The organism is Novipirellula sp. (assembly GCF_041583735.1).
Lineage (GTDB): Bacteria > Planctomycetota > Planctomycetia > Pirellulales > Pirellulaceae > Novipirellula.
Genome location: NZ_JBFHFD010000463.1, coordinates 1 through 6,826, shown reverse-complemented (window position 1 = coordinate 6,826; position 6,826 = coordinate 1). Strand labels below are relative to the sequence as shown.

The window sequence follows — 6,826 nt, the reverse complement described above, 5'->3', positions numbered from 1 at the left end:
GATCTGAACAATGACCACTGCGACGTTATCAAACTGCAACACCACCTGACCGCCGGTGGAGATATCGGCGACGCGTTGGAACAAGACACGTCGGCCAACGAAACGCAACTCCTGAAAATCTTGTCGGCGGCGGATGGTCGTCAGCTCGGGGCAGACCAGCTGCGAATCCAGCGACATCAATCCAACGTATTATTCAATGTGATGCGGGGCGGACTTCCGGCGCATGGATACGAAATCAACACCACCGACTTCCATGCCCACGTGCGAGGTGCGAACCGCTTCGCGGAACAGCGTAATGCGACCTTATGGGACAATTTGCCGAAGTCGATCTGCATGGACGAATTGAGTTTGCGAATCGCGGAAAGCAATGATCCCGATCTGATCCGCATCGCTTCAGAATACTTGCCGCTGTACTTTAGCCGTCGGCACGGTGACCCCACCCGGCCCTGGAACACCTACTCAATCGACGTTCGATCCGAAGACGGATCGGAGAAATTGAGTTACGAAGGCAATTGGCGAGACATTTTTCAAAACTGGGAAGCACTCGCGGTCGCGTATCCTCATTTCGCTACCAGCATGGTGCTTCGCTTTGTCAACGCATCGACCGCCGACGGCTACAACCCCTACCGCATCACCAAGGACGGTTTTGAATGGGAGGTCCCTGATCCTCATGATCCTTGGGCGAACATTGGATATTGGGGCGACCATCAAATCATCTACTTGCTGAAACTGCTCGAACGTTGCCGGGCAATGACGCCGGCCCAGTTGAACGCATGTTTGCTACACCCCTACTGCACGTATGCGGATATACCATACCGTATCCGACCGTATGAACAAATTTGTCGTGATCCTCAATCCACGATCGATTTTGATTTTGAACATGCGGCCGAAATCAACCAACGTGTCAAATCCATCGGAAGCGATGGCAAACTACTTTGGGGCGACGATGGCGAACCCTATCACGTGGGGCTGATTGAAAAGCTGCTAGTCCCGGCGCTCACCAAGTTGACGAATTTTGTTCCTGAAGGAGGCGTTTGGCTAAATACCCAGCGTCCCGAGTGGAATGACGCCAACAATGCATTGGTCGGCCGAGGATTGTCGGTGGTCACGGCGTGTTACCTTCGCCGCTATCTGACGTTTCTAATCGATTGGTTCACCAGTCCCGTCGATGGGCTGCCCGAAACGACACGGATCTCCCAATCGGTGTGCCAATTGGCCGAGGGAATCCAACAGGTTTTGCAGCAGCATGCCGAAGCATTCGATGGAGCGATTCCGGACGATCGCCGCAAACAAATCCTCGATGCGTTGTCGATCGTGGGAGAGAGATATCGCGACCAGGTGTATAGCGGTGCGATTTGCGACGAACAAGAAGAGGTGGCTTTGGCGTCGCTGGTTGATCTGTTTCAACAAGCACTCACAATGATCGATCACACAATTCGCAGCAACCGCCGCGACGATGGCTTGTACCATTCCTATAACTTGATGCACCTTGAAAGCGACGCAGCGCCGCTTTCCCATTTGTACGAAATGCTCGAAGGCCAAGTTGCGGTGCTCAGTTGTGGATTGTTGTCACCGGCGGAATCGCTCAAAGTGCTCGACGCATTGCGGGCCAGCAAAATCTACCGCGAAGACCAGCAAAGTTACATGCTGTATCCCGATCGCGAGTTACCAAGATTCCTGGAAAAAAACCGAATCTGCCCGAAAAATGCTTCACGTTCAGCCCTGTTAAAAAGCTTGCTCGCCGACAAGAACGACGCGATTGTGCGGCAAGACATCCATGGCGATTTGCATTTCAATAGCCACTTTCGCAATGCAGCGGACCTAAACCATGCATTGGACCGATTACAGCAGCACCCGCAACATGGCGACTTGGCACGTCAAGACCGGTCACTGCTAAACGAAATTTTTGAGCAAACCTTTGGCCATCGTCACTTCACCGGTCGCTCCGGCACCTTTTTCGGCTACGAGGGACTCGGGTCCATCTATTGGCACATGGTTTCCAAACTCGCCTTGGCGGTGATGGAGCAGTGTTGGCAAGCGCACAAGATGCCGCAACGATCCGACGCAGACGTACTCGAGCAACTTCACCAGCACTATCGAGAAATCCGTGACGGCATCGGACTCACCAAAACTCCGCTGCAATATGGCGGTTTCCCTTCAGATCCCTATTCGCACACTCCGTATGCCGCGGGTGTCCAACAACCGGGAATGACGGGGCAAGTCAAAGAGGACATCCTAGCTCGCTGGGACGAACTTGGCATCCAGATCGAGCAAGGACGACTCGGCTTTGCCCCCGTCTTTTTCGAAGCCAGCGAACTGCTTTTAACCGACAGCGAACTGGTCTATTTCGATGTTCATCGGCGGTGCATCACACTACCCGTTTCCGCAGGCTGTTTTGCGATGACACTGTGCCAAGTGCCGATTATTTATCGTTCGAGCGACCGTGAAAAGTTAAGCATCCATTATGCGGAACAGCCAAGTGTGCTCCGCGACTCGCTACAGATGACAGCCTGCGAAACGGACATTTTGTTTCGTCGTCTCGGTGAAATCACCCGCATCGAAGTCAACTTTACTCCGCATTCCTGATCCCCGACCCGTTTACCTCGTTCTTTCCAAACCCACAACGAAAGTGAAAACATGAATTCACAAAACTTTTACCTGGCAATTCAGCAAAACCCAATCCATCCGTCGCGGATTCCCGCGTGCTTCGGCAGACACGTTCCGCAAGCCTCGGCCATCCATCGGCTATTGTGTGTCGCCCTTTGCATGGGATGGATTGGTTTTACGGCGAGTCCGCTGGTTGCACAGGACAAAACCACCACGGCGGCCGATCCCGCGATGAAGCTGGTGTGGCAAGACGAATTCGATGGCGACTCGCTGGACTACTGCAAGTGGGGAGTCGAAGTCAACGCGTTTGGAGGCGGCAATAGCGAGCTGCAAATTTACACTGACCGCTCGGAAAACGTCCGCGTCGAAGATGGCCATCTGGTAATCGAAGCTCGCAAAGACAACGCGGGAATCAGTGGTACCGAGCGTGAGTATTCATCGGGACGCGTGCGGACCAAACATCGCGGCGATTGGAAATACGGCCGCATCGATGTGCGGGCGAAACTTCCCGAGGGAGCCGGAATTTGGTCGGCGATTTGGATGCTGCCCACCGACGACGCCTACGGCGGCTGGGCTGCCAGCGGTGAGATCGACATCATGGAAATGAAAGGACAAGAGCCCGATCAAGTCTTAGGCACGTTGCACTACGGCGATGCTTGGCCACGCAATGCATACAGCGGCGACAAGTACAAACTGCAGAGCGGAACTTTCGCCGACGATTTCCATACCTTTTCTGTCGTTTGGAAACCGGGCCAAATCGATTGGCTAATCGATGGCAAGAAATACCAAACGCAAACCAAATGGAGCAGCACCGGTGGTGAATTCCCGGCGCCGTTTGACCAAGAATTTCACTTGCTTTTGAACGTCGCGGTCGGAGGCAATTTCCTTGGTCCCCCAAATGATTCCACTCCATTTCCGGCAAGGATGTTGGTCGACTACGTACGGGTTTACCAATAGCAAGAACCGACAAGAAAAACGCGTCGCCAAGGATGACGACGCATTTTGTTTTTATTGCGTTTGCAACCATCCACGCTCTGGCGAGCGTAGCTACAAGATTGTGCGTCAGGTTCCGCTGGTGCGTAAAAAAGAATGGCCTCGAGTTTCGCTACGTCATAAATGTCCGGCTATCGTGATTGCCGGATCCAATCGATGGCGGCCGTGGTCGAATCGGCGTTCGGTGAGCCGAGTGTTACCGACTCCGGAGCTCCAAGCGTGTGAAAGGCCGTGGTCACGATCGCAGGAATCGATTTCTCGCCGCCGATCCACAGCGGGTTCGGTGCCGACAAAGCCAACAGCGTGGGCAGGTCGCCATACTTGATCGCTCCAGGCAGAAAATTCACGTGCCGCCAATCATTGAGCATTTCAAACCGAAACCCTTCGGTGTCGATTGCAACGCGATCCATCTTCGCTCCGGCAATCACTCGAGCCGCGGCAACCAGCGGGCCGCCTCCATTGACCCCTAGCACATGTAGCGACTTGGGTTCGTGATCGTCGCTGCGAATCCATGCCGTGACACTCAGGATGTCGTGAACGCGGCGAGCAAACACGGTGTCGTTGTAACCGTAGGTGTATCCCGCAAACGGACGCGGATTCTTAACCGCCGGATTCTCGGTTAGCGAATCCGCCTCGCTTGTGAATTCGCCCTGACCATACAAATCGGCGGCGACCACCGCAAAACCTGCCTCGACCAACTTCAGCAAACCAGGATCAGGCTTGCCACCGGGAAACATTCCCGATTTGCCCTGGCCATCGACCCACAACACGACTTGCTTGTTCCATTTATCCGACTTTGGGTAGACCGAAACGATGGGCAATTGTTCGCCTTTGTCGGTCAGCGTGATCAGATCACCAAACTCGATGTACTGCTCGCGTGGCTCTTTCCAGACCTTGGTTCGCTTGATTTCCGAAGCCTTGGGCAGCTCTCGTCCGATCAAGGTCTGCCATGCCGAGCGGACCGTGGCGAGGTAGGACTGCGTTTCACGATCCCCCGTGGGCGAATGGTTTGACAACACAGCGAGATCTCGCTCGTTCAACTGCTGAAGCAATTTGCGTTCGTAATCGTCACCGCCTTTGGGGGCTGGGTGGCTGTCGTTCCAAACGGTGTACTCCTCGGGTGTAAGCGGTTTCCAATCGAGTTCTTGGATCGGTTCCTCTAATCCGAGGTCGAGATATTTGTTCATCCACGAATACATCACACTGCGAGAGACCGCGTTGTAATTGTGAGGAAATTGCAACATCGGTTCACAGTACACGTCCCCGGCCACGCCAAGCATCGCATACAGCTCACGAAGTTGCGGATAACCTTTCGTCATCATCTCTTTGGTCCAATCATTGGCCGCCGTCATCGCTTGCGGACGCGGGGCGAACAAGGCGGCAAGTTCGACGTTGCCGGTACCGATGCGAAGCAGGCTGCAGTTTTCGCAGGTACAGCCTCCCTGCATGCTGGTCGACACCATGCCATTGGGAAAACCCACGATGTGCCGATCATCAATCGCTCCCATCAAAATCGTCTGCGTTCCGCCGCCGCTGCCACCGGTGACCGCCAAGCGGGCCGGATCGACATCCTCTAGACTCTCCAAAAAATCAAGCGATCGGATACAGTTCCACGTTTGCAAACCCAGAATGCTGTGCAGTCGTCCTTCGGCTTGAGCGGAATAAAATCCATAGTTTTCACGGCCTTCTAATTCCGCGTCGTGCTTGGCATACCCATGCGCACGATCTTTCGAAATTTGGTGACTGTCGACGTAGCCGAGCATGTCAAAGATAAACGTGACGCAGCCCATCCGTGCAAGTTGAGCGCAGCGAGCCAGTTTGGGAAAACGCCCCGATTCGCGATGCAGCTCGGCACCCGATTTGATCAGTTCGTCCATCTTGGCTTCGCCGTAGTCGTACTGTCGCCCGCCGTGACCGTGTGGCGACAAGACCGCAGGCCGCTTGTGGGTCACTTCGCCCTCAGGCCGAAACAATAGTCCCGAAACAAAATGTCCGGGCAAGCTTTCGAAGTAGACCTTTTCGACCGTAAAACCGTCACGCTCGACTTTGCCGTGAATCACTGCGTTAAGAGGCGTTTTCTCGGGCATCGGGAACAAACCGGTCGCTACCAATACCCGTTGCTTCAATTCCGCCTGACGCTGCTGCCACGCTTCTCTCGATTCGGGCACCTCAAACGGAAAATAACCATTCAGATCCTTCGGCTCGCTCAGCCGCACATCATCAGGGCGGGCGTCGGCGTCAAGAACACGATGATGAGTGGGATCGCCAGCGATCAACGCGGACGAACCACAAACCACGAAGCCAATTGCAACAAACAGTAGCGGCACTTGGGATCGTACCGGTGGAAATGAGACTTTCACGGAGGGCTCCGAATCAGGAAGGAGGGTGTAGAAGCGGACGCCCATTGTAACCGATTTCGCGACACGAAGATCGCGAAGCCAGCGAAAGTGCATAGAGTTCACGGTGTCCGTTTTTGAGGTGGACGATCGAGCTCGGCCTGGGCTTATGCCAATAGATCGTGAACCACACGTGCTTCTTCGACGCCCGTCAACCGCTGGTCCAGCCCTTGGAAGCGGTGAGTGAAACGGGCGTGGTCGATCCCCAGCAGATGCAAAATCGTTGCTTGCAAGTCGTTCACTTCGACCGGGTTGTCGGCGACGTTGAATCCAAACTCATCCGACTCGCCGTACGTGAACCCTCGTTTGACGCCGCCCCCTGCCATCCACAGCGAGAAGGTATAGGGATGATGGTCGCGGCCACGATTGGCACCCGGCCGATTTTGCTGGAACGGAGTCCGTCCGAACTCGCCTCCCCAAATCACCAACGTGTCTTCGAGCAGCCCGCGTTGCTGCAGATCCTTGACCAACGCTGCCGAGGGCGCATCGGTGTCTTGACATTGGATTTCGAGCTGCGTGTCCAAATTGGTGTGTTGATCCCAACCGGCGTGCATCAGTTGGATGAACCGGCAACCACGCTCTGCCAACCGACGCGCCATCAAACAGTTGTAGGCAAAGCTTCCTTTCTCGTGAACTTGCGGTCCGTACATCTCCAGCACATGTGCCGGTTCATCACGCATGTCGGTCAACTCAGGCACCGAGGACTGCATCTTGTACGCCATTTCATACTGCGCGATCCGAGCGGCAATCTCGGGGTCACCAAGACGATCCAAGTTCATTTGATTTAGCGCCGCCAAATCATCCAATTGGGTTCGCCGTGTCGAGCGAGT

4 protein-coding genes are annotated in these 6,826 nt (G+C 54.7%); 2 read left to right on the top strand and 2 right to left on the bottom strand.

Features of this window, described 5'->3' with window-relative positions:
- Positions 1-2,586 (top strand): hypothetical protein (locus tag ABX962_RS25840; RefSeq protein ID WP_372723658.1); only part of this gene is annotated, 2,586 nt, incomplete at its 5' end.
- 51 nt (positions 2,587-2,637) lie between these two features.
- Positions 2,638-3,564: a family 16 glycosylhydrolase gene (locus ABX962_RS25835; RefSeq protein WP_372723656.1), complete on the top strand. Its 927-nt coding sequence runs from the start codon at positions 2,638-2,640 to the stop codon at positions 3,562-3,564.
- A gap of 167 nt (positions 3,565-3,731) precedes the next feature.
- Here the strand turns inward: ABX962_RS25835 and ABX962_RS25830 are convergent, their stop codons facing one another.
- Together ABX962_RS25830 and ABX962_RS25825 are read right to left on the bottom strand one after the other, a co-directional pair.
- Positions 3,732-5,960, bottom strand: a complete 2,229-nt coding sequence (locus ABX962_RS25830) for an acetylxylan esterase (RefSeq protein WP_372723654.1) — start codon at positions 5,958-5,960, stop codon at positions 3,732-3,734.
- Between the two features lie 143 nt (positions 5,961-6,103).
- Positions 6,104-6,826 (bottom strand): DUF1501 domain-containing protein (locus ABX962_RS25825; RefSeq protein WP_372723653.1); only part of this gene is annotated, 723 nt, incomplete at its 5' end.